The organism is Loktanella sp. M215 (genome assembly GCF_021735925.1).
GTDB lineage: Bacteria > Pseudomonadota > Alphaproteobacteria > Rhodobacterales > Rhodobacteraceae > Loktanella.
The window spans coordinates 3,042,090-3,064,238 of sequence record NZ_WMEA01000001.1 but is presented as its reverse complement, the minus strand read 5'-3'; the positions used below and the strand labels follow the sequence as shown (position 1 = coordinate 3,064,238).

Below are 22,149 nucleotides of genomic sequence, written 5' to 3'. Positions count from 1 at the left end.
ATTGTCCCGGCTTGTTATTCCAGTGGTCCGCTTATTTGCGGAATTTATCGAGGCTGACGACCTCGGCGTCCTTGCGGGGCGCGTCGTCGTCGTCCTCGACCATTTCGTCCATCGGTGCCTCGATGTCCTCGTCGTCGTCCTCGCCGGGCTGGGTTTCGAACCGCAGGCCGAATTCCACGCTTGGATCGACGAAGGTCTTGATGGCGTCGTAGGGGATGTAAAGCGGCTCTGGCGCGTTGCCGAAGTTCAGCGTGATCGAGAATCCCTCGTCGGTCACTTCAAGGTTATCGAACCAGTGCTGGATGACGATCGTCATCTCTCCCGGATAGCGGTCGGACAGCCAGTCGGCGATTTCGACGTCCGGGTGCTGGGTGTCGAAGGTGATGAAAAAGTGATGTGCCCCGGGCAGTTGCCCGGCCTTTTGAATGTCGGTCAGGACGTTCTGGATCAGGCTCCGCATGGCGCGGTGCATCAGGTTTCCATAGTCGATGGTGCGCGACATGTCTGATCTTCCCTCGAGTGTCTGGGTCTTAGCATAGCCAAATTGCGGCGGGATGAAAGGGCATCCGGTCAGCTGATGACCCGTGTGAGTTCGCGCAGGATCTTGGCCCGGATCGCGCGGGGATAGTCGCGGTGCATGCGGGCGGTCATGACGAAACCGTCGCGGGTGACGACTTGGCGGGCATAGAAATTGGTGATCGCCTGACCCAGCGATTCGATGGCGATGGCGTTGATCGTGATCCCGTCACGCTCTGCCTGACGGCGGGCGGCGGCCACGTCGCCGCCGGTGTTGGGCGTGCCGTCGCCGGAGATGTCGATGATGCGCCGGGTGCAGTCCATCACGGGGGCAAAGTTCGACAACGAAAACAGGATCGCTTCGGCCGGGGCGGTGCCGGAGAGGGTATAGGCACGCGGCATCAGCCGGGCCGCATCCGACAGGCGCGCCACGTCCAGCGCCGTGCGGATGCGGGTCCAGGGAACCGTGACGCTTTGGCGGTCCACGCCGGACCATTGCACCACGGACAGCGCCGATTGCCCGCGCACCAGCGCGTCGGTGATATCGGGATCGGTCAGGGCGTCGGCAAGCCCCTCGGCCTGCAGCCGATATTCGGCGACGTCGACGGAGTTCGACACGTCGATGGTCAGCATCAAGGCGGTGTCGCAGGCCACGGCCGCCCCCGGCGCGCCCAGACAGGCCAGCAGACCGAAGACGCGCGCCTTCATCCGACGGGGGCGCCGATCATCACGAGGCCGCCGGTCTCGCCCTCCAAGGGCCCGTGTTCGGCGCTCGTGGGTTTCGTCATCGCCTCCATCAGCACCGGGACGGGCGTCCAGTAGGGGATATACCACTCCTGATCGACCTCGAGGATCAGCACGCGGTCCGCCTCCGCGTCATAGGCACCGATCAGCGAGATATGCGGTCCGTCCCAGTCGCCGGTCACGACGCCCTGATTGAAATAGAGCAGGATCGCATTGTCGGCGGTGGCCTCGTTTTCCGCCAGCATGGCACGGACGTCTTCGATGGCGGCGTCATCGGTCGGCTGCAGCACGGTCACGATGCGGTCGGCCAGACCGTCGGCGGCCAGCGCAAGGGCGGTGAAATCGGCCAGTTGCTGGAAGGTGACGCCATCGCCCCCCTCTGCCGACAGCGCGGCCCAAGTGGGATCGCCGGTCTGCGCCAGCAGGGCTTGCTGGGTCATCACCTGATCCTCGGCATGGGGCAAAAGGCCGGTCAGGCCGTTCAGCGCCGCCGTGACCGTGGCGATGGAGCAGGCGGAGGTGGTGAACTGCGGTTTCACGAAGGGCGCGAAGGCCCAGTAATCCGGCGCGGGGGTATCGCGCAGCCAGGCGTTGTCGGCGGTGATCGGCACGGCGTTCGGCCCCAACTTTGGCTGCGCGTCCTGTGCCGCGAGCGGGCTGGCGGCAAGGAGAAGGGGCAGGAGGAGGCGCATGATGGAGTCCTTTTGCACGGGGCTTGGCGTCAGGCTAGACGGCCACGGTCCTGCGGAAAAGGGGCATCATCAAAGGGGGGAAAGGTGCAGGTTTCTGTTGCCAGGTACCTGCGGACCCCGCCTTAAGTCGCAAAACCTAAGGGCTTAAGGTTTCGATATTCCGCACAGCTTACGCTGCGAGGGCCATCGGTGCTTTGTTGTCATTTGCAACTAGCTTTTTTGTACCGATAACGGTGGTAACTCACCGAGACAAAGCATTACCCCTTTAGACGTTCGTCGATCCTGTTTCGTCCCCATCGCTGGCAAATGACCAGGGTGTTGGTGGAGACGCCGGGTACCGCCCCCGGGTCCGATCCGCTTATTACGAGCGCGTTTATGTCCATAGTCCCGAAGGACACCTTATAGATAGGCGCATGGGCGGTCGGTGGCAAGGGGTCAGTCGTGGGCCTTTTGCAGCACGAGGAAGGTCATCAGGCCAAGGGGCGGCAGGCTTTTCTGCACGACGACGCTCAGGCGCGGGTCCGACAGCACGGTGGACAGGGGAAAATCCGAATGCCAGCCCAGCTGGTTTTCCAGCGGTGCGAACAACCGCTCGATCCTTGCCATGACGCCGGTCTCTCGCTGGAAATGGTTGGCGATGACGACCTGCCCGCCGGGTTTGCAGACGCGGGCGATCTCTTGCATCACACGCTCTGGTTCCGGCACGACGGACAGGACGTGCATGGCGGCGACGGTGTCGAAGTGGTTGTCGGGAAAGTCGAGGTCGCGTGCATCCATCTGGCGCAACTCGCGCACATGGGTCAGACCGTCCTGCCGCACGCGCTTGCGCGCCTTGCCCAGCATGTCCGCGCTGTAGTCGATGCCGGTGACGGCCACCCGGTCGTCATACAGCGGCAGGGCAAGGCCGGTGCCCACGCCGACCTCCAGCACGTTGCCGCCGTGCTGCAGGATGTGATTGACCGTGCGCCGCCGCGCCATCGCGGTGATCCGCCCGAAGGTGTGATCATAAACCGGCGCCCAGCGGGCATAGCTTTTCTCGACGGCGGTGATGTCCAAGGGTCCGGTCCTTTTCGGGGTCAGGTCTTGCGGCGAATGGCACCCCATACAACCGCAACGATATAAGCAACGCACAGGGCGACCAAAGTGATCCACGGATACGTCAGTACCGCGGCAATCAGCACGACGACGCCCAGCAGGGCGTAGCGCACGTTGCCCGGTGCGATGCGCGCGGATTTGAAGGATGCGGTCTTGATCCCGCTGATCATCAGCAGGCCAATCGCGGCCATGTAAAGGCACAGGACCGGGTCCGGCAGGACCGCCGCATTGGCAAAGGCGAAGGAGGTGAACATCGGCAGCAGCACCAGCATGGCACCGGCGGGCGAGGGCACGCCGACGAAGTGGTCGGCCTTGGGTCCCGGTGTTTCCGATTTCGCATCGACGTTGAAACGGGCGAGGCGCAGCACGCAGCAGACGGCAAAGATCAGCACCGCGATCCAGCCGATCTTGCGGTAGTCCTGCAAGGCCCAGAAATACAGCATCAGGGGGGCGGCCACGCCGAAGTTGACGAAATCCGCGAGTGAGTCGAGTTCGGCACCCACCTTGGAATGGCTGCCCAACATCCGCGCCACGCGCCCGTCGATCCCGTCCAGCAGGGCCGCAAAGAGGATCAGCAGGGCGGCGGTCTTGAAGTCATGCTCGACCGCGGCGCGGATCGCCGACAGCCCCGCACCGATGGCCGTGATCGTCAGCGCGTTCGGCAGCAGTTGCAGCAGGGCGACATCGCGGCGGGGGGCGCGGGCCACCGCCTTAACCTTTCAGGTCGGCGATGACGGTTTCGCCAGCGACCATCGTCTGGCCGAGGCTGACCAAGGGCGCGACCCCCTCTGGCAGATAGACGTCGAGGCGCGAGCCGAAGCGGATCAGACCAAAGCGTTCGCCGGGGACGAGCGCCGTGTCGGGCTTGACGAAACAGACGATGCGCCGCGCGACAAGGCCCGCGATCTGCACGACGGCGATGTCACGCCCGTCCGCCATGGTGATCGCCACGGAATTCCGCTCGTTATCGACGCTGGCCTTGTCGAGGGAGGCGTTGAAGAACTTGCCGGGGCGATAGGCGATGGCCTTGACCGTGCCGCTCACGGGGGCGCGGTTCACATGGCAGTTGAACACGTTCATGAAGACGCTGACGCGGGTCAGGGGCGTGTCCGCCATCCCCAGCTCTGCCGGTGGCACGGCGGGTTCGATCAGGCTGACGATGCCGTCGGCGGGGCTGATGACGAGGTCTGCCCGCTGCGGCGTCACACGTTCGGGGTCGCGGAAGAAATAATAGCACCAGACCGTCAGCAGCACGCCCAGCCAGCCCAGCGGCTGCCAGATCAGGAACAGCACGACCGCGATTGCCGCGAAGATCGCGACGAAGCGGCGCCCTTCGGGGTGCATCGGCTTGATGAAGGTGCTGGCCATGTTCATGCGTGTCGGTCCCGTGACGTGTTCAGTCGCACCCGTCATAGGTGTAGGGGCGCGAAGCGCAAGGCGATAGACGCCACGCGCCTACTTTTCGGGCAAGATGCCGCGCGGGCTGAACCGCAGGATCAGCAGCAAAACCGTCCCCATCACGATGAACCGCATCTGCGGCGCGGAATCGATCAGGCTGGCCTTTAGCGCGCTGTCGGCGTGCAGGGCAGAGGTCGCCCAGATCATCAGGTCCGGCCCGTATTCGCCGACCGCGACCCACAGCCACCAGATCAACAGACCGCCAAGGGCCGCACCGATGTTGTTGCCGGACCCGCCGACGATCACCATGACCCAGACCAGAAAGGTGAACCGCAGCGGCTGGTAAGCGGCGGGCGTCATCTGCCCGTCCAGCGTCGTCATCATCGCCCCCGCCAGCCCGCAGATCGCCGAGCCGATGACGAAGACCTGCAGGTGGCGGCGGGTCACGTCCTTGCCCATCGCCTCTGCCGCGACCTCGTTGTCGCGGATCGCGCGCATCATGCGGCCCCAAGGGGAATGCAGGGCGCGCTGCGCGAGGATCAGCAGCACGATCAGGAACACGGCGAAGAGGCCCGCATAGGCAAGTTTCACCGCAAGGGTCGAGGCCGTCGTGGGGTCGATCCCAAGGTCCGCAGCCGCGGTGACAAAGGCCGGATCGGCCTGCAGGTCCGTCTCGTAAGGGACGGGCCGGGGCAGGCCGGTCACGTTCAGAACGCCCCGTGACATCCAGTTTTCATTCTTCAAAACGGCGATGATGATTTCCGCGATGCCCAGCGTCGCGATGGCCAGATAGTCCGACCGCAGCCCCAGCGCCGTCTTGCCGATGGCCCAGGCGGCGCCTGCGGCCAGCAAACCACCGACGGGCCATGCGATGATCGGCATCCACCACCAGTCACGGCCCGCGTCGCCACCGAAGTTCAACCCGCCAAGGTAGCCGGTCAGGGACGGATTGACCGCCTCGATCGCCGCGACACCGCCGTCGAAGACGCTGCGAAAGGCAAAGAACCCGGCGATCATCAGGACCAGCATGACGATGTTGCGGGTCCGGCCGCGCGTCATGCGCTTGTAGACCGTCACCAGCGCCACGATCACCGCCGCCCCGATGGCGAGGCCCAGCAAGGTGCGCCCGCCGCCGGCGGACCACGCCTCTGCCACGGGCGGCATCGAGATCAGGACGGACGCCAGACCTCCAAGGGCCACGAACCCCATGATGCCCACGTTGAACAGCCCCGCGAGGCCCCATTGCAGGTTCACCCCCAGCGCCATGATGGCCGAGATCAGACCGTAGTTCAGGATCACCAGTGCCAGGTTCCAATTGTCTAGAAACCCGGTGCCAAGGATCAGCAAGGCAACAAACCCCGCGAAAAGTGCGGTGCGGACACGGTCGGTCATATGTTCTGCCCCTTGAACAGGCCGGTCGGTTTGAACAGCAGCACGATCAGCAGGATCATGAAGCTGACGGCGAACTTGTAGTCACCGGACAGCAGCTGCACGAGGCCGTCCGGCCCCATGCCATCGGGCAGCCAGTAGGTCAGCACCTTCTTCAGCGGATAGGTCACGGTGACCTCGGCAAAGGCGATCAGGAACCCGCCGGCGATGGCGCCCACCGGGTTGCCGATCCCGCCGACGATGGCGGCGGCAAAAATGGGAAGAAGTAGCTGGAAGTAAGTGAAAGCCTTGAAGGATTTATCCAGACCGTAAAGCACGCCGGCAATGGTCGCGAGCGCCGCCACGATCAGCCATGTGACCCGCACCACCCTGTCCGGGTCGATGCCCGACAGCAGGGCCAGATCCTCGTTATCTGAGAACGCGCGCATCGACTTGCCGGTGCGCGTCCTGTTCAGGAACCAGAACAGCACGGCAACCGTGATCGCCGCCGTGACCAGCGTGATCGCCTGTGTGGTGCGGATCGCCAGCCCCTCGTCCAGACCGGTCCAGGCCTTGAACTGCTGCACGGTGAACAGGAACCGCGCGCCGTCCGCGAACTGGATGTCGCGCACGCCGATGAACACGCGTGTCACGCCGTTCAGCACGAACATGACGCCAAGGCTGACGATCACGAGGATCACCGGCTTCGCCTTCTGCTCGCGGTAGAATTTATACACGAGCCAATCGGTCCCCAGAAGCAACAGCCCCGTCGCGATGATCCCCACGGGCAGCGCCAGCAGGGCCGTCGGCAGCGGCCCCAGCGTGATGCCCAGCGCCACCAGCAGGGCCGTCACCTTGATCGTGACGGCGGTGCCGAATGCCATGGTGTCGCCATGGGCAAAATTGGAAAACCGCAGGATCGCATAGACCAGCGTGACCCCCAGCGCCCCGATCGCCAGCTGCGCGCCATAGGCAAGGGCCGGCACGATAACGAAGTTGGTCAGGAAGACGAGGCCGTTGAGAAATTCCATCAGGCCGGATCCTTGCAGGTCAGAAAATGAGTGGTTGCGGTGAGCGCCGTCACAGAGTTCTGACGCACCCAGAGCAGTGTATTTGGACCCGTCGGCATGAGGGTCTGCACGTCATCGGCCCCCTCTGCCCAGACGAAGGGACCGATCGTGTCCGTGTTCGTCATCGGGTAGGCCGCGCCGCCATGGGCGATGGTGTATTCACCTGCGCCACCGGGACCGACGTCGACGGGGGTCAGCGTAAAGACGATGGCCGCGTCGTCCGGGCCGCAGGCGCCTGCGGCATCGCAGGTGGTCGTCTGCGTGCAGTCAAGAACCTGCACCGCACCTTCGGCAAAGGCCGTCGTTGCCATCGCCGTCAGGGCAAACAGGACAGAAGACAGACGTCGCATCGTCACCCGCCCAAAAAACTGCGGCGAACCTCTGGGTCCGCCAGCAGCTCCTTGCCGGTGCCCGTGTGGGCGTTGGCACCCTGCACCAAGACATAGGCTTTGTCCGCAATCTCAAGCGCTTGCCGTGCGTTCTGTTCCACCATGAGGATCGGGATGCCGGTGCGTGCGACCTCGATGATGCGGTCGAACAGCTCGTCCATCACGATGGGGCTGACGCCCGCCGTGGGTTCGTCCAGCATCAGGACCTTGGGCTTCGTCATCAGCGCACGGCCCACGGCAACCTGCTGGCGCTGCCCACCGGACAATTCGCCCGCCGGCTGCAGCCGCTTTTCCTTCAGGATCGGGAACAGGTCGTAGATCTGCGCCATCGTATCGCGGAAATCGTCACGCCGGATGAAGGCACCCATTTCGAGGTTCTCCTCCACCGTCATGGAGGTGAAGATGTTGTGCGTCTGCGGCACGAACCCCATGCCCTTGACCACCCGCTGCTGGGGCGACAGGGCGGTGATATCCTCGCCATCCAGCATGACGTGGCCCGACCGCACGTCCAGCATCCCGAACATCGCCTTCATCGCCGTCGATTTGCCGGCGCCATTGGGCCCCACGATCACGGCAATCTCGCCGGGTTCGACGGCGATAGTGCAGGCGTGCAGGATGTCCGGCCCCTTGCCATAACCGCCAGTCATGGCGTCGCCGATCAGGAACGGTGTGCCGGGGGCGGGGCTTGACGCGCCGTGCCGCACCGGCTGGGCCGAGCCGCCGCCGGGTTTGGTGATCGACCGGTCCTTGTTGCCGCGGCCGTCCTGGTAAGGGTTGTCAGACATGCCGCTGCCCTTTCGGTCGGGTCTTCTTCTGGTCGAAAATACTTTCGGGGGTGAATGCGCGCCAGCGCAGAGGGGGCAGACAGCCCCCCTGCCGCCGCCCGCAAGACAGCCAGCGTACTCATGCGGAGGCCACCTGATCCTTGTTCTTCAACCCGGTGCCCAGATAGGCCTCGATCACATGCTCGTTGGCCTTGATTTCCGCCAGCGTGCCCTGCGCCAGCACGCGCCCTTCGGCCATGCAGATGACCGGATCGCAGAGGCGTCCGATGAAATCCATGTCGTGTTCGATGACCACGAAGGTATAGCCCCGTTCCTGATTGAGCCGCAGGATCGCGTCGCCGATGGTGTTCAGCAGCGTCCGGTTCACGCCGGCGCCAACTTCGTCGAGGAACACGATCTTGGCGTCCACCATCATCGTGCGCCCCAGTTCCAGCAGCTTCTTCTGCCCGCCGGAAATCTGGCCCGCCTTGTGGTCGGCCAGATGGCTGACGGTCAGGAAATCAAGCACTTCGTCGGCCTTGGCGCGCAAGGCGCGTTCTTCGTCCGCGATGCGTTTGCGGCCGAACCAGGTGTTCCACAGGCTTTCGCCCGATTGGGCGCCGGGGACCATCATCAGGTTCTCGCGGCAGGTCATGGAGGGGAATTCATGGGCGATCTGGAAGGTGCGCAGCAGGCCGCGGTGGAACAGATCGTGCGGCGGCAGCCCGGTGATATCCTGTCCCTGCATCGTCACCGTGCCGGAGGTGGGTTGAAGGACGCCTGCGATCACGTTGAAAAGGGTGGTCTTTCCGGCGCCGTTCGGCCCGATCAATCCGGTGATCGACCCTTCGCGGATCGTCAGGCTTGCGCCATCCACCGCGTGAAAACCACCAAAGGTCTTCACCATGTTTTCCACGACAATCATGCAGTGTCCCCGTCCGGCACGCGCAAGGCGTGCCGTAAATTATTGAAACGGCGCAGGATTGCTCCCGCGCCGTCCGTCAGTTCGCTTAGCGGAACTTCACGGTCTCGATCTTGCCGTCCTTGATCTCGATCTCGCGGTAGTTGCCGGCGGATTCGCCCGGTCCGATCAGCTCCACCGCCGTCGCACCGACGTAGTCGATGTCCTCGCCGGCCTTCAGCAGTTCGATCGCCTTGGCGAGTTCGCCCGGGAAGATCTCGGTGCCCGGCGCGTTGGCGACGTCCATGACCTTGTCCTTGAAATCGGCGGATTGGTTCGACCCTGCGGCCTGCATCGCCAGCATGATCAGTGCTGCGGCGTCGTAAGATTCCGGTGCAAAGGCGCCGGTGCCGTCAAAGCCTGCCTCTTTCGCCATCGCCTGGAACAGTTCCGCGCCCTGGCTGTCGGTGCCGGGGAACTGGCCGAAGGACCCGTTCAGGCCCGCGCCGATATCGTCGACCAGCTGCTGACCGACCATGCCGTCAGGCAGCACGAAGGTATCGAAGGCCCCGGTGTCGAGGGCGTTCTGGATGATGCCCTTGCCGCCCTGGTCGGTGTAACCGGCCACGACCAGCACGTCACCGCCGGCGGCGGCCAGCGCTGCGACCTCGGACGAATAGTCGCCTTTGCCGTCCTCGTGCGCGGCAGAGATCGTCACGGTGCCGCCCGCTTCGGTGTAGGCGGCCGCGAAGCTGTCGGCCAGACCCTTGCCGTAGTCGTTGTTGGTATAGGTCAGCGCGACCGTCTTGATGCCCTTGTCCATCAGAATTTCGGTCATCACCACACCCTGACGGGCGTCAGACGGCGCGGTGCGGAAGAACAGCCCGTCATCTTCGGCCGAGGACAGCGCGGGCGAGGTGGCGGAGGGGGAGATCATCACGATGCCATTGGGGCGGGCGACGTTCTGCAGGATCGCGCCGGTCACGCCGGAACAATCGGCGCCCATGATCGCGTTGACCATGTCGCCTGTGACCAGACCTTCGGCAGCGGCAGTCGCCGCACCGGCGTCGATGCAGGTGGAATCGGCGCGGATCGCGGTGACGGTGGCGCCGTCCAGCAGCGTGCCTGCGTCGTTCACTTCCTTGATCGCAAGGTCGGCACCGGCACCCATGGCGGGGGTGATGGATTCCAGCGGACCGGTAAAGCCGAGTTCGACCCCGATCTTGACGTCGCCGGTGTGGGCTGCGGCAAAGGCCTGTCCAGCCATCAGGGCGGTGGCGGCGGTCGCCAGAAGCAGTTTGTTCATCGAAAGTCTCCCAGGTTGGTTTATTATTCTGTCGGGCAGACTAACAGCGATAAACGGATTGTGAAGCGGGGATTTCAAGGCGTTCCGCCCGATTGACGCAAGGTTTGCGGGCCGTTCGGACCACCTTGCACGTCAGGCTTGCGGACGGCCCGCGTGGGCACCCCGCTCGCGGTAGGGGGTGGTGTCATAGTGCGACCGGTAGCACTTGGAAAAGTGCGAGGGCGAGGCGAAACCGCAGGCCAATGCCACGTTGATGACCGTCATATCGGTCTGCATCAGCAGGTTGCGCGCCTTGGACAGGCGCAACTCCATATAATAGCGTTTCGGACTGCGCGACAGGTAGCGGCGGAACAGGCGTTCCAGCTGCCGGGTCGACATGCCGACGTCATGGGCGAGGGTGGCGGGGCTGATCGGATCCTCGATATTGCTTTCCATCAGCTGGATCACGCGGCTCAGTTTGGGGTGCCGCACGCCAATCCGCGTGGGGATCGACAGGCGCTGGGTATCCTGATCCGTGCGGATCGAGGAATAGATCAGGATGTCGGCCACGGCATTGGCCAGATCCTCGCCGTGGTCATCGGCGACGATCTTCAGCATCAGGTCGATGGAGGCGGTGCCGCCGGCGGTCGTGATCCGGTTGCCGTCGATCACGAAGACCGATTTCGTCAGGTTCACATCCTCGAATTCCTCGGCAAAGCTGTCCTGATTTTCCCAATGAATGGTGGCCTTACGCCCGTTCAGAAGTCCCGCGCGCGCCATGGTGTAACCGGCGGTGCACAGCCCAGCGACGGCGGTGCCGCGGCGCGCCTCGCGGCGCAGCCAGTTCAGCATCCGCCGCGTCGTGGCCTCTGCGATGTCGATGCCGCCGCACAGCATGATCGTGTCGTCGCGGTCCAGTTCGATCAGGTCGCCGTCCAGCCGGAAAGTGCAGCCGTTGGAACAGGTGGCGGTCTCTCCGCCCTCGCCAAGGATCGTCCAGTCATAGAGCTTGCGCCCGGCGGTGCGGTTGGCGATGCGCAGGCTTTCGATCGCGGCGGAAAAGCACAGCATGGTGAACTGGTCCAGCAACACGAAGACAAACCGGCGCGGTTTGCCGATGTGAAGGGTCTCGATGATCTGTGGTGCGACTTGCATGGCGGCCCCGCTGGCTGTGCGGGAACACAATCCGTTATCCCCGGATGCCACAAGGGGGGCCTGCCTGAATAATGACCTTTTGCGACACAATCCGCCGTTTTTCGCCCCCGATTCCCCATTGGCCCGCCGCAGCGCCCGCGCTATAAGCGCCGCTCTTATGTACACGGACCGGCCACGGGAGGGTCAGATGACCAACTGGAAAAAATCGGACTGGCGCGCGAAGCCGCGGGTGCAGATGCCGGATTATACCGATGCGGCAGCCCTCGACGCGGTCGAGCGCAAGCTGTCCTCCTATCCGCCGCTGGTCTTTGCGGGTGAGGCGCGCCGCCTGAAATCGCATCTGGCCAAGGTCAGCCGCGGTCAGGCGTTCCTGCTGCAGGGCGGCGACTGCGCCGAGAGCTTTGCCGAGTTCAGCGCCGACGGCATCCGCGACACCTTCAAGGTGATGCTGCAGATGGCGATGGTGCTGACCTATGGCGCCAAGGTGCCGGTGGTGAAACTGGGCCGCATGGCGGGCCAGATGGCCAAGCCGCGCTCTGCCCCGACCGAGGTCGTGGGTGGCGTGGAACTGCCCAGCTACCGCGGCGACATCATCAACGGCTTCGATTTCACGCCCGAGTCGCGCATTCCCGATCCTGCCCGGATGGAACAGGCCTATTTGCAGGCCGCAGCCTCGCTGAACCTGCTGCGCGCGTTCTCGACCGGCGGCTATGCCGACGTGCACAAGGTCCACGCCTGGACGCTGGGGTTCACCGACAAGCCGGAGGCCGAGAAATACCGCGATCTGGCGAACCGGATCAGCGATACGCTCGACTTCATGGAAGCGGCGGGGCTGAGCACCGAGACGAACCACGAGTTGCAGACGGTGGAGTTCTATACCTCTCACGAAGCGCTGCTGCTTGAATACGAAGAGGCGCTGACCCGCGTGGACAGCACCTCTGGCAAGTGGCTGGCGGGATCGGGCCACATGATCTGGATCGGCGACCGCACGCGGCAGCCGGACGGCGCGCATGTGGAATACTGCAAGGGCGTGATGAACCCGATCGGGCTGAAGTGCGGGCCGAGCATGACCACAGGCCACCTCAAGGCGCTGATGAACACGCTGAACCCCGACAACGAGGCGGGGCGCCTGACGCTGATCGCGCGCTTTGGCGCGGGGCAGGTGGGCGATCACCTGCCGCGTCTGATCAAGGCCGTGGAAGAGGAAGGCGCAAAGGTCGTCTGGTCCTGCGATCCGATGCACGGCAACACGATCAAATCTTCCTCGGGCTACAAGACACGGCCCTTCGAGAGTGTGCTGCGCGAGGTCCGCGAATTCTTTGACATCCACAATGCCGAGGGCACGATCCCCGGCGGCGTGCATTTCGAGATGACGGGCAAGGACGTCACCGAATGCACCGGCGGCGTGCGCGCGGTGACGGACGAGGACCTGTCCAGCCGCTATCACACCGCTTGTGACCCGCGTCTGAACGCCAGCCAGTCGCTGGAACTGGCCTTTCTGGTGGCCGAGGAACTGGGCGAACGCCGCGTCAAAATGGCCGACGCTAAGGCCAGCTGATCAGCCGGCAATGCGTATGAAAAAAGGCGTCCCGTTAGGGGCGCCTTTTTTATATCACAGAGGACTGCTGAGCGGGACAAACCGACCATGCATGGCAGAGCCACGTGGCCGCCATAGCCCATTCAACCGAAGACCAGCCCACCGTCGACAATCAGGTTCTGCCCGGTCACGGCCCGCGCCCATGGGCTGGCAAAAAAGAGTGTCGCGTCCGCGACTTCCTCTGGTGTGGTGACCGACCCCAGGGGGGTGCTGCTGGCGATCAGATCGAACACCGCCTCCGGTGTCGCGGCACTGGCGTCGGTGGTGCGTAAAAGACCGCCAGAGACCATGTTGACGGTAATGCCCTTCGGTCCCAGTTCTGCGGCAGCGGTGCGCGTCAGCGCCAGCAGGGCGGCCTTTGCGGATGTGTAATCGTGGTAGGGCACGACGGGATTTTGCAGCAGATTGGTCCCGATGGTGATGATGCGGCCAAAGTGCGCGGCCTCCATCGCCGGAACCACCGCCTTGATCACGTTCAGCGCGCCCAGCACCGCTGTCGCGTGCTGCGTCAGCATGTCGGCGGCAGGCAGGCTGGCGAGAGTCTTTCTCGCATCGCCGTTGAAGCTGAAATCAGCCAGCGCGTTGTGAACGACGGTCGTGATCGGACCCAGCCGGTCGGTCGCCTCTGCGACCATCGCGGCGACGGCATCGGCGTCCGTCACGTCCGCGCGCACCGCAATCGCCCGGTCCCCCAGGCGGTGGGCCAGGGCCTGCGCCGCCGACTGGCTGTTGCGATAATTGATGACCACGCCGGCCCCTGCGTTGGCGAACGCGGTCGCGATGGCCGCGCCAAGCCCGCGCCCCGCGCCGGTCACCAGCACGGTCTGCGCGTTGATTGCTTGCGACATCGTCAGTCCTTCCAGAGGGTGTGAAAATGATGGACGGGCCCATGCCCGCGCCCGACGGACAGCGCGTCTGCGGCACCGATCGCGCCGGTGACATAGCGTTTGGCCACATCGACCGCCGTGGCGATGTCAGCCCCCTGCGCCAGTTGGGCCGCAATGGCGGATGACAGCGTGCATCCAGTCCCATGCGTGTTTTTTCCCGGCCTGCGCGGCGCGTCGAACCAATGCAACTGCCCCTGCGCGAACAGCACATCGGGGCTGTCCGGCTGCGCCAGATGCCCGCCCTTTACAAGCACCGCTGCGGGGCCAAGATCGGCCAGTGCCCTGACCTGATCCGCCATCGCCGCCCGGTCTGTGGCCTCGTCCCGTCCCAAAAGCTGTGCAGCTTCGGGCAAGTTGGGGGTGACAAGGGTCGCGAGCGGCAAAAGCGCGTCGCGCAGGGCCGTGATTGCATCCTCTGCCAGCAACGACGCGCCACCCTTCGCGACCATCACCGGGTCGAGAACGATGGGGATGTCGCGATGCACTGCCAAGGCATCTGCGATCACGCGGGCAATCTCGGCTGTCGCGATCATGCCGATCTTGACCGCATCGACGCGCACATCGTCGAAGACGGCCTTGATCTGCGCCGCCACGAACGCGGACGGCACCCATTCCACAGCGCTGACGCCTTGCGTGTTCTGGGCCGTCAGCGCCGTCAGCGCGGCCATGCCGTAGGTTCCGTTCGCGGCAAAGGTCTTCAGATCGGCCTGAATGCCGGCGCCGCCGGATGGATCCGATCCGGCGATTGTCAGGACATTTCTGATCATCTGTCGTCTCCGTTTGAAACAGTCAGGGCGTGGCGCAGGGCCCGGGCGGCCCGTTCGGGGTCCGGTTGACCGCAGATTGCGGACACGACGGCCATGCCGTCGCATCCGGCGGCCAGCACGCCCGCCGCGTGATCGTGCTTCAGTCCGCCGATGGCCACGCAGGGCAAGGCGGCGACGCGCGCCAGTGCCGCCAGACCGTCCATGCCGATGCTTGGCTTGTGATCGGCCTTCGACGTTGTCGGAAACACGGTCCCGAGGCCGAGATAATCCACCGCGTCCGGATCGGCGGCGCGCACCTGATCCACCGTTTCGCACGACAGACCGATGATCTTGTCGGGTCCCAGCCGCGCGCGCGCCGCAGTGACCATGAAGTCATCCTGACCCAGATGAAGTCCATCCACATCGGCGGCCAAGGCGGCATCAACGTCGTCGTTGATGATCAGTGGCACGCCGCTGCCCGCCAGCGCTTGCTTGACCGCACGGGCTGCGGCTATGCGGTCTCGTGTGGATCCCGTCTTGTCGCGCAGCTGAACGCAGGTGACACCACCGCGCACGGCCGCCGTCACGACCGCAACCAGGCCATGCTGCGCACACAACGAAGGATCCGTCACAAGATACAGCCTGAGATGGTCGCGGATCAAAGCCATGTCAGCCGGCTCTCATCCAGATCTGCGGGTTGGATCGCGTAAAGCTGGTCGAGGAAGCCAACCGCGAAACTGCCGGGGCCAGTGGCTGTTGCAGCGGCGCGTTCTCCGGCTGTGGCGAAATGAACGAGGGCCGCGACGGCTGCATCAAACGGTGATGCGACGGCGGCGTATCCTCCCATGACGGCGGTCAGGGAACACCCCAGCGCCGTGACTTTCGGCATCAGGTCGGACCCGCCCCGCACGGTGACGGACCGCGATCCATCCGTGACAAAATCGACCGGACCGGTCACCGCAACGACGCAGCTTTGCCGCACCGCAAGATCGGTTGCGTTCCCCTGCGCATCGGACACGCGGTCGCCGCTGTCGGCCCCCTTGCCAGCGCCAGCCCCGCCGGCCAAGGCGATGATTTCAGACGCATTGCCGCGGATGATACTGGGGGCGTGCGCCAGAAGGTCCTGCGCCACATTCGCGCGATAAGGTGTGGCAAAATGGGCGACCGGGTCGAGGACCCAAGGCACGGCATGCGCTTTAGCCGCCTGTGCTGCGATCAGCATCCCGTCGCGCCACGGTGCGGACAGCGTCCCGATATTGATCGTCAAAGCACCTGCGACGGGCACAAAGTCGCCAACCTCTTCGACGGCGTGGATCATCGCGGGGGACGCACCTGCCGCCAGCGTGACATTCGCTGCGATATTCATGGCGACATAATTGGTGATGCAGTGAACCAGCGGCGTCTGGGCCCGCATCGCCCGCAGGGCCTCGTTGGGTGTCATGAGTGTCTCTCCAATCTTTGACAAGACGGAGAGATGCGCCAAAACCCAAAGTCAGACACAACCTCCCTCCGCCAGCATTATCTGGTTCAGGTTCAAAGGGTGCATCTCAGCCTTGCGGCGCCCCTGGCTCTGACAAGAGGGTCATGCAGAATACGACCGGTGTCAAGGCGACCGCATGTCATGGCTGGCGGGCCAAAGCGACTTCGCCGCAACCCATGCCAAGCGCATCGCTGGCGGAAAGGAGGCGACGCGAACTTTGGCGCGACGCGTCGATCAGGGCGCAGTCAATAGACGGGGCGTCGCATCAGGCCTGACGTCGCCTCAACCGTTGTTGACGACCAGCCGCAGCATCGGCCGCTGCCCCGGCACCGGGCGGGCCCGGTGGCTGCGGCGGTCGGCGAAGGGCAGGTCCAGATCGTCGAACCGCAGGGTCGCATCCTCGGCGATGTCGAAGCGATAGCTGCGGTTGCCCAGCGGGCCGGCGGCCACCAGCGCGCCCATCATGCGCGTGGTCTGACCGGCGGCGTCACGCATCGGCAGCAGCAGCAGTTCCGCCTTCATCGGCTGGCGGCCCAGTCCGCGCGCGGCGGTGAGCGGCAGGCCCACGATGGCGGGGGCGTCGAAGGCGGACTCGACAATGTTCATCGCCACATCGCGCGCTGCCGCGGTGAAGAACGTGCCGAAGGACATGCCGCGCGGGTCGATGCGCAGCAGGTCGTGCAGGCGCTGGCCCGCGACGCGGATGCGCACCGCCGACGGGGCCGTGCGGTGCAGCAGGAACGCATGGGGCAGGGCGTCGTGCAGGGCGTGGGGGTCCAGCTGCGCGTGAACCGGAATCTCGGTGCCGCTGCACATCTGCCGCCAGTCCGCCTCCAGCAGGCGCAGGACGGCCTGTTCGGCCTGGGGCAGGCGGTGCGCGGTGGTGTGATGGTCGGAACGGGTATCACTGCGGTCGAACATGGCAAAAACCTTCTCTGGCAACGGGGACGGCAATCCCGCCGGGGGGATGCGTTTGTTAAGAGAATATTAAATTTTTATCGGCCGAAATCACTTAAGAAAGTCTTAAGCGGTTAATCGGCCCCCGGGACGATGACAGGTGCGGCGGCCCCTTGCCCCGGGCGTCGGAATTCCCTTAGGTGCTGCCACGACCAACGGGGACCCCGCATGACGCATTCGATGACCGCCTTTGCCAGCCGCACCGGCCAGACCGACACCGCCAGCTGGCACTGGGAGATGCGGGGCGTGAACGGACGCGGTCTGGATATCCGCACCCGTCTGCCAGACGGCATGGACCGGCTGGAACAGACGCTGCGCACGGCCCTTGGCAAGGCGCTGCACCGGGGCACGGTCACGGTCAGCCTGCGGCTGACGCGGACCTCTGACGCGGTGGATCTGAATATTGACGAGGCGCAACTGGACCGCGTGCTGCGCGCGCTGGATCTGGTGCAGGAACGCGCCTTTGCAGCTGGCGTGACACTCGGCCAGCCAACCGCCGCCGACGTGCTGTCATCGCGCGGTGTGGTGGGCACCCCGGCACCGGGGAACGACGACGCGCTGATCGCGGCGCTGACCACGGATATCGGGCCGCTGCTGTCGGACTTCCGCGCCATGCGCAAGCAGGAGGGCGATGCCTTGCAACGCATCGTGGCCGACCAGCTGGACCGCATACGTGCCCATGTGGATCAGGCCCGCACGCTGGCCGAGGCGCGCCAGCCGCGCGTGCGCCAGACCCTGCGCGAAGCCTATGCCCGCATCATGGAGGTGACCGCCGCCGACGATGCCCGTCTGGTACAGGAACTGGCGGTGCTGGCTGTCAAACAGGACGTGACCGAGGAATTGGACCGCCTGAAGGCTCATGTCGCCGCCGCCTGGGACATCATTGAGGATGACGCCCCCGCCGGTCGCCGCCTCGACTTCCTCGCACAGGAGTTGAACCGCGAGGTCAACACGCTCTGTGCCAAGTCGCAGGATACGGAGCTGACGCAGGTGGGCCTTGCGCTGAAACTGGTCGTCGACCAGATGCGCGAGCAGATCCAGAACGTGGAATAACCCCATGGCAAGACGCGGTTTATTGATCATCCTGTCGTCACCCTCCGGTGCGGGCAAGTCGACGCTGGCGCGGCGCCTGATGGCCTGGGATCCGTCGCTGTCGTTCTCGGTCTCGGCCACGACACGTGCCCCGCGACCGGGAGAGATTGACGGCGTCGACTATCATTTTGTGGCCGAGCCTGCGTTCCGCAAGCTGGTGGACGACCGCGGCATGCTGGAGCACGCGCGGGTCTTCGACAACTACTATGGCAGCCCCAAGGCCCCCGTGCAGCATGCGATCGAAGCCGGGTCGGACGTGCTGTTCGACGTGGACTGGCAGGGCGCGCAGCAGATCGCGAATTCCGACCTGCAAGACGCTGTTCTGTCGATCTTTATCCTGCCGCCCACGATCACGGAACTGCACCGCAGGCTGGTGGAACGCGGGCAGGACGCGCCAGAGACGATCAACCGCCGGATGCAGAAAAGCTGGGACGAGATCAGCCACTGGGACGGTTATGACTACGTCCTCGTGAACGACGATCTGGACACGACAGAGGCGCAGTTGCGCACCATCATCAGCGCGGAACGCCTGCGCCGTGCGCAGCAGCCTGACCTGCTGGACCACGTCCGCACCCTGCAACAACAGTTCGAGGATCGTTGAATGCCCATTTATGCGCTTGGCAACCTGACACCTGATCTTGCCGACGATGTCTGGATCGCCCCCGGTGCCCATGTGCTGGGCCGCGTGCGGCTGGAACCGGGCAGCAGCGTCTGGTTCGGGGCCACCTTGCGCGGTGACAACGAGCTGATCAGCGTGGGTCAGGGCAGCAACATTCAGGAAAACTGCGTGCTGCATACGGACATGGGCTTTCCCCTGACGATTCATGCGGGCTGCACCATTGGCCACAAGGCGATGCTGCATGGCTGCACCATCGGCGCCAACAGCCTGATCGGCATGGGGGCGACGGTCCTGAACGGTGCCGTGATCGGCGCCAACTGCCTGATCGGGGCCGGTGCGCTGGTGACCGAAGGCAAGGTCATTCCCAATGGCAGTCTTGTCATGGGCGCGCCGGGCAAGGTCGTGCGGCAGTTGGATGACGCAGCCATCGGCCGCCTGCGGGCCTCGGCCCTTCACTACAGCGAAAATGCGGCGCGCTTTGCCCGCGATCTGAAAGAAATCAAATGACGCAGCCCTCGAAAGCCCCTCTGAAAAGCATCGTCCGCCGCACCCAGTGGCCGACGTCCGTGTCGCGCCCCGTGGTGACGCCGTTGCAGCCGTCCGTCGTCTACAGCAGCCCCGATCCCGATGCGCTGGACGCGCAATACGCGGACAAGTCCGGCTATACCTATGCCCGCGAAGGCCACCCCAACGCGCAGGTGCTGGCTGAGAAGATCGACATGCTGGAAGGCGTCGATCCGGCGTCGGGCGGCGGGATCGTCACAGGGTCCGGCATGTCGGCGATCGGGGCCGTGTTCCTGGGCCTGCTGAAGGCGGGCGACCATGTGCTGGGCGGCGATCAGCTTTACGGACGCTCCTTGCGGTTGATGGCGCAGGATCTGCCGCGTTTGGGGATCGAAACCTCGCTGGCCGATCCGACGGATGCGAAGGCGATGGAGGCCGCACTGCGGCCCAACACGCGCATGATCCTGGTCGAGGTCGTGTCGAACCCCACGATCCGCGTGGCGGATATGGAGGGGATCGTCGCACTGGCAAAGGCGCGCGGCATCCTGCTGGTGGTGGACAATACCTTCACGACTCCCGTGGCTTACCAGCCGTTGTTGCAGGGCGCGGATATCGTCGTGCATTCGGTGACGAAGCTGTTGGCGGGCCATTCGGACGCGACGCTGGGCTATGTCGCGACGCAGGATCCGGAGCTGCGGCGCCAGATGAACGACGCCAACGTGACATGGGGCCTGACGCCCAGCCCCTTCGACTGCTGGCTGGCAGAGCGTGGCTTGCATTCCTTCCACCTGCGCCACCGCGCGGCACAGGACAATGCGCGCCGTCTGGCCGATGCGCTGGCCGAGATGCCGGGCGTGAAACAGGTCCTCTATCCCACCCGCAGCGACCACCCGGACCACAACCGCGCCGTGGCCTTGCTGGACGGGCAGGGCGGCAACATGCTGTCCTTTGCCCTGCACGGCGGGCGCGAGGCGGCGAACAAACTGACGCAGGCGGCGCCGGATATCGCCTTTGCGCCCACGTTGGGCGACATCGGCACGACGCTGTCGCATCCGCCGTCGTCGTCCCACCGCGGGCTGACGCCCGAAGGGCGCGCAGCACTCGGGATCACCGAAGGGTTCTTCCGCGTCTCGGTCGGGGTCGAGGATGCGGATCTGCTGATTTCCGAACTGCGCACTGCGGTCGCGGCCGCCACCGCGACGTGACCCGGGGCGGGGCGCGCGCAGATGGCTGACACCTCCGCGATCCCGACAGCCGCCCTGCCGTTTCCGGTCATGCTGATCGCCGCCGACCAGACGGTCGCGGCGATCAGCCCGTCGCTGGCGGCGGTGCTGGGCCACCACGTCGTCGGGCGCCATTATATCAACGCCTTGCGCCAGCCCATCACGCTGGAGGCGATCGAGACCGCATTGCGCACGCGCCAGCCCGGCCAGACCCGCTGGCTGGGCAGTGACGGCGGGCGCGACACGACCTGGCTGGTGCATGTGACGCCGGACGCCGGGCGAATCGTGCTGACTTTTGAGGACCGCACCGCCGCCGAGGCCGTCGGCCAGTTGCGCCGCGATTTCGTGGCCAACGTCAGCCACGAGCTGCGCACGCCGCTGACCGCCCTGCAGGGCTTCATCGAGACCCTGCGCGGGGCCGCCCGCAACGACGCCGTGGCGCGCGAGCGGTTCCTGGGCATCATGGAGCGTGAGACGGCGCGGATGACCCACCTTGTCGACGACCTGCTGTCGCTGAGCCGGGTCGAGGAGAACGAGCGGATGCGCCCCGCCGCCGCCGTCGATCTGGGCGCGCTGGTCGCCGCGACGCTGGCGGATCTGGAACCGGTGATCGCGGCCTCTGGCGTCACCGTCACGCTGACGGACGACAGCGAGAGGGCGCTGGTCAAGGCGGACGCCAACCAATTGCGGCAGGTGATCGGCAACCTGATCGAGAACGCGGTCAAATACGGTAGCAGCGGCGGTGTGCTGATCGTGACGCTGGACGCCGTGACGCAGCACCGGGTGCTGCGCGGCGAGGGCGTGGCGCTGCATGTGCAGGATCGCGGGCCGGGCATAGCGCAGCATCACATTCCCCGCCTGACCGAGCGGTTCTACCGCGTCGATACCCACCGCAGCCGGGCGCTGGGGGGGACCGGGCTGGGGCTGGCCATCGTCAAGCATATCGTGAACCGGCACCGGGGGCGGCTGCTGATCGACAGCACGCTGGGGCAGGGCACGACCTTTACGGTGATTCTGCCCACAGCCTAACCGCGCAACCGCGCGCGCGCCGCATTGCGGTTGCCGGTCGCGGGCAGACGTTCTGCCACGCGGCCAAGGCCGTAGGGCGGCATGCCAGCATAGATTGCTTCATATTCACCGGCGCGGACCAGATAGGTTTCGTGCCAGATGCCGACGTCGCCGCGGCTGTCCTTCATACGCCCATTGAAGGCCGTCCAGGCGGGAAAATGCGCGCGGTCGGGCGCGCGGGCGTAGGATTCGAGGTGATCGAAGCTGCGCCAGTATTGCACGATGCACTGCCGGTTCAGGCCGTTGTGGCCCAGAAAACCCGTCTCTGACACCGGGCGGGCCGCCAGTTCCTGCAACATCCGCGGCATGGCCATCAGGGCGGGCACCCATTTGTGCGGCTTGTGCCAGGCGTTGATGCGCAGACCGATCAGGAAGACGACGAAATCACCTTCGATCCGGGCGGACATGCGGCGGGGGTCGATGGGCGGCATGGCGATCACCGGGATGCTAAGGGGGCTGCGCGCAGCCTAGGCGCTGCGCAGAAAATAGCTACCGCCAAGTTAATTTCCGCGCTGTCATAAAACTTTTACAAGGTTGTCACAAAAGCGTAGTGGCCGGACCCTAGGTGGACGGCAGCGGTCGGACCCGGGGGGTTCGAT

At 65.1% G+C, this 22,149-nt stretch carries 25 protein-coding genes, 1 other RNA gene and 1 riboswitch; of the genes, 6 read left to right on the top strand and 20 right to left on the bottom strand.

All coding sequences use genetic code 11. From position 1 onward, the window contains the following. Nucleotides 1-31: 31 nt before the first annotated feature. From GLR48_RS15195 to GLR48_RS15130, 14 genes are all read right to left on the bottom strand, one after another. Nucleotides 32-502, bottom strand: coding sequence for an SspB family protein (locus GLR48_RS15195; RefSeq protein ID WP_237062671.1), 471 nt, complete (start codon nucleotides 500-502; stop codon nucleotides 32-34). Between the two features lie 68 nt (nucleotides 503-570). After that, on the bottom strand, nucleotides 571-1,224 hold the full coding sequence (locus GLR48_RS15190) for a DUF1194 domain-containing protein (RefSeq protein WP_237062669.1): 654 nt from the start codon (nucleotides 1,222-1,224) through the stop codon (nucleotides 571-573). Beyond that, nucleotides 1,221-1,952 carry a phytochelatin synthase family protein gene (locus GLR48_RS15185; protein ID WP_237062667.1) on the bottom strand — a complete coding sequence of 244 codons (732 nt, stop codon included), beginning with the start codon at nucleotides 1,950-1,952 and terminating at the stop codon, nucleotides 1,221-1,223. The genes GLR48_RS15190 and GLR48_RS15185 overlap by 4 nt, the downstream gene beginning before the upstream one ends. An 83-nt stretch (nucleotides 1,953-2,035) precedes the next feature. Continuing rightward, nucleotides 2,036-2,387: a transfer-messenger RNA gene (gene ssrA / locus GLR48_RS15180) on the bottom strand. Then, entirely contained in the window at nucleotides 2,388-3,008 is a 621-nt protein-coding gene (locus tag GLR48_RS15175; protein ID WP_237062665.1) for a class I SAM-dependent methyltransferase, read from the bottom strand. A gap of 20 nt (nucleotides 3,009-3,028) precedes the next feature. Continuing rightward, a complete protein-coding gene (gene pssA / locus GLR48_RS15170) occupies nucleotides 3,029-3,754 on the bottom strand; it encodes a CDP-diacylglycerol--serine O-phosphatidyltransferase (RefSeq protein ID WP_237062663.1) in 726 nt (241 codons plus the stop codon). A gap of 4 nt (nucleotides 3,755-3,758) precedes the next feature. Further along, the gene (locus GLR48_RS15165; protein ID WP_237062661.1) at nucleotides 3,759-4,421 is read right to left on the bottom strand and encodes a phosphatidylserine decarboxylase; all 663 of its coding nucleotides are present in this window, start codon (nucleotides 4,419-4,421) and stop codon (nucleotides 3,759-3,761) included. A gap of 81 nt (nucleotides 4,422-4,502) precedes the next feature. Next, on the bottom strand, nucleotides 4,503-5,837 hold the full coding sequence (locus tag GLR48_RS15160; RefSeq protein WP_237062660.1) for a branched-chain amino acid ABC transporter permease: 1,335 nt from the start codon (nucleotides 5,835-5,837) through the stop codon (nucleotides 4,503-4,505). Continuing rightward, nucleotides 5,834-6,844 (bottom strand): branched-chain amino acid ABC transporter permease, encoded by a 1,011-nt coding sequence (locus GLR48_RS15155; protein WP_237062659.1) that lies wholly within the window; start codon nucleotides 6,842-6,844, stop codon nucleotides 5,834-5,836. Before GLR48_RS15155 ends, GLR48_RS15160 begins: the two co-directional genes overlap by 4 nt. Further along, nucleotides 6,844-7,233 carry a hypothetical protein gene (locus GLR48_RS15150; protein WP_237062658.1) on the bottom strand — a complete coding sequence of 130 codons (390 nt, stop codon included), beginning with the start codon at nucleotides 7,231-7,233 and terminating at the stop codon, nucleotides 6,844-6,846. The genes GLR48_RS15155 and GLR48_RS15150 overlap by 1 nt, the downstream gene beginning before the upstream one ends. Nucleotides 7,234-7,235: 2 nt before the next feature. After that, nucleotides 7,236-8,057, bottom strand: a complete 822-nt coding sequence (locus tag GLR48_RS15145; RefSeq protein WP_237062657.1) for an ABC transporter ATP-binding protein — start codon at nucleotides 8,055-8,057, stop codon at nucleotides 7,236-7,238. Nucleotides 8,058-8,175: 118 nt separating this feature from the next. Next, nucleotides 8,176-8,961, bottom strand: a complete 786-nt coding sequence (locus GLR48_RS15140) for an ABC transporter ATP-binding protein (RefSeq protein WP_237062656.1) — start codon at nucleotides 8,959-8,961, stop codon at nucleotides 8,176-8,178. Between the two features lie 85 nt (nucleotides 8,962-9,046). Continuing rightward, the gene (locus tag GLR48_RS15135) at nucleotides 9,047-10,243 is read right to left on the bottom strand and encodes an ABC transporter substrate-binding protein (protein ID WP_237062655.1); all 1,197 of its coding nucleotides are present in this window, start codon (nucleotides 10,241-10,243) and stop codon (nucleotides 9,047-9,049) included. Between the two features lie 132 nt (nucleotides 10,244-10,375). Further along, on the bottom strand, nucleotides 10,376-11,377 hold the full coding sequence (locus tag GLR48_RS15130; RefSeq protein ID WP_237062654.1) for a GlxA family transcriptional regulator: 1,002 nt from the start codon (nucleotides 11,375-11,377) through the stop codon (nucleotides 10,376-10,378). A 187-nt stretch (nucleotides 11,378-11,564) separates the two neighbouring features. Between GLR48_RS15130 and GLR48_RS15125 the strand changes: the two genes are divergently transcribed. Further along, a complete protein-coding gene (locus GLR48_RS15125; RefSeq protein ID WP_237062652.1) occupies nucleotides 11,565-12,935 on the top strand; it encodes a class II 3-deoxy-7-phosphoheptulonate synthase in 1,371 nt (456 codons plus the stop codon). Between the two features lie 122 nt (nucleotides 12,936-13,057). On the opposite strand, the gene GLR48_RS15120 is transcribed toward GLR48_RS15125, so the two are convergent. From GLR48_RS15120 to GLR48_RS15100, 5 genes are all read right to left on the bottom strand, one after another. Next, nucleotides 13,058-13,822: a 3-oxoacyl-ACP reductase gene (locus tag GLR48_RS15120; protein WP_237062651.1), complete on the bottom strand. Its 765-nt coding sequence runs from the start codon at nucleotides 13,820-13,822 to the stop codon at nucleotides 13,058-13,060. Between the two features lie 2 nt (nucleotides 13,823-13,824). Beyond that, entirely contained in the window at nucleotides 13,825-14,628 is an 804-nt protein-coding gene (gene thiD / locus GLR48_RS15115) for a bifunctional hydroxymethylpyrimidine kinase/phosphomethylpyrimidine kinase (RefSeq protein ID WP_237062650.1), read from the bottom strand. Beyond that, nucleotides 14,625-15,275, bottom strand: a complete 651-nt coding sequence (thiE, locus tag GLR48_RS15110; RefSeq protein ID WP_237062649.1) for a thiamine phosphate synthase — start codon at nucleotides 15,273-15,275, stop codon at nucleotides 14,625-14,627. The genes thiD and thiE overlap by 4 nt, the downstream gene beginning before the upstream one ends. Continuing rightward, nucleotides 15,266-16,048, bottom strand: coding sequence for a hydroxyethylthiazole kinase (gene thiM, locus GLR48_RS15105; protein WP_237062648.1), 783 nt, complete (start codon nucleotides 16,046-16,048; stop codon nucleotides 15,266-15,268). The genes thiE and thiM overlap by 10 nt, the downstream gene beginning before the upstream one ends. 46 nt (nucleotides 16,049-16,094) lie before the next feature. Further along, a riboswitch (TPP riboswitch) is annotated at nucleotides 16,095-16,183 on the bottom strand. 186 nt (nucleotides 16,184-16,369) lie between these two features. Next, the gene (locus GLR48_RS15100) at nucleotides 16,370-17,008 is read right to left on the bottom strand and encodes a PAS domain-containing protein (RefSeq protein WP_237062647.1); all 639 of its coding nucleotides are present in this window, start codon (nucleotides 17,006-17,008) and stop codon (nucleotides 16,370-16,372) included. A gap of 204 nt (nucleotides 17,009-17,212) precedes the next feature. Here GLR48_RS15100 and GLR48_RS15095 point away from each other — a divergent pair, with 204 nt between their 5' ends. From GLR48_RS15095 to GLR48_RS15075, 5 genes are read left to right on the top strand one after another with little or no spacing between them, the layout of a single operon-like run. Beyond that, the gene (locus GLR48_RS15095) at nucleotides 17,213-18,097 is read left to right on the top strand and encodes a YicC/YloC family endoribonuclease (RefSeq protein WP_237062646.1); all 885 of its coding nucleotides are present in this window, start codon (nucleotides 17,213-17,215) and stop codon (nucleotides 18,095-18,097) included. 4 nt (nucleotides 18,098-18,101) lie between these two features. After that, on the top strand, nucleotides 18,102-18,737 hold the full coding sequence (gene gmk, locus GLR48_RS15090) for a guanylate kinase (RefSeq protein ID WP_237062644.1): 636 nt from the start codon (nucleotides 18,102-18,104) through the stop codon (nucleotides 18,735-18,737). Beyond that, nucleotides 18,738-19,262, top strand: coding sequence for a gamma carbonic anhydrase family protein (locus GLR48_RS15085; RefSeq protein WP_237062642.1), 525 nt, complete (start codon nucleotides 18,738-18,740; stop codon nucleotides 19,260-19,262). Then, nucleotides 19,259-20,464: a trans-sulfuration enzyme family protein gene (locus tag GLR48_RS15080; RefSeq protein WP_237062640.1), complete on the top strand. Its 1,206-nt coding sequence runs from the start codon at nucleotides 19,259-19,261 to the stop codon at nucleotides 20,462-20,464. The genes GLR48_RS15085 and GLR48_RS15080 overlap by 4 nt, the downstream gene beginning before the upstream one ends. Nucleotides 20,465-20,485: 21 nt before the next feature. Next, entirely contained in the window at nucleotides 20,486-21,511 is a 1,026-nt protein-coding gene (locus GLR48_RS15075) for a sensor histidine kinase (protein ID WP_237062639.1), read from the top strand. Here the strand turns inward: GLR48_RS15075 and GLR48_RS15070 are convergent. Next, entirely contained in the window at nucleotides 21,508-21,981 is a 474-nt protein-coding gene (locus GLR48_RS15070; protein ID WP_237062637.1) for a DUF4188 domain-containing protein, read from the bottom strand. The genes GLR48_RS15075 and GLR48_RS15070 overlap by 4 nt on opposite strands. Nucleotides 21,982-22,149 lie beyond the last annotated feature (168 nt).